This is a genomic window from Pseudomonas sp. 51_B (assembly GCF_017491595.1).
In the GTDB taxonomy this organism is placed as follows: Bacteria; Pseudomonadota; Gammaproteobacteria; order Pseudomonadales; family Pseudomonadaceae; genus Aquipseudomonas; species Aquipseudomonas promysalinigenes.
This window is the reverse complement of the sequence record NZ_JAFGYW010000345.1, coordinates 1-460: the sequence shown is the minus strand read 5'-3', so window position 1 is coordinate 460 and position 460 is coordinate 1. Positions and strand designations below refer to the sequence as shown.

The 460-nt window shown below is 65.4% G+C and carries 1 protein-coding gene; it reads right to left on the bottom strand.

Annotated elements, in window-relative coordinates; translation table 11 throughout:
- Positions 1–184: 184 nt before the first annotated feature.
- A partial coding sequence (locus J5M56_RS25145) for a DUF2147 domain-containing protein (RefSeq protein ID WP_207938079.1) occupies positions 185–460 on the bottom strand: 276 nt, incomplete at its 5' end.

Below are 460 nucleotides of genomic sequence, written 5' to 3'. Positions count from 1 at the left end.
CAAAAACCGGCCTCGCGTGACAGGCGCGCGGCCGGTTTTTGTTTGCGCCGCGTTGCGTTCGCGCCGCCGCTTGCAAAGCGCGCCGCGCAGGCGGCGCGATCCGTGTAACGGGAGCGATAACGGAAGCGATGCGCGGGCCGTGGGCGTGCGGCTGCCGCGCGGTTATTGCGCAGTTATCGCACAGTTATTGCGAGCGCATCCACGTCTGCGAGCGGCCGAGCAGCGACACGCCGATGTAGCCGCGCACGACGAGCTTCTGGCCGCCGTCCTCGAGCTTCATCTTGCATTTGTAGACCTTGCCGTTTTCCGGGTCGAGGATGTTGCCGCCGTCCCAGCCTTCGCCGTCCTTCTTCATCGCCTTGATGATCGTCATGCCCTTGATGAGCTGATCCTTGCGCTCGTCGGTGCAGGCGGTGCAGCGGCGATCCGGCGTGTCGTTCTCGCCGAGGCCCTTGACGAC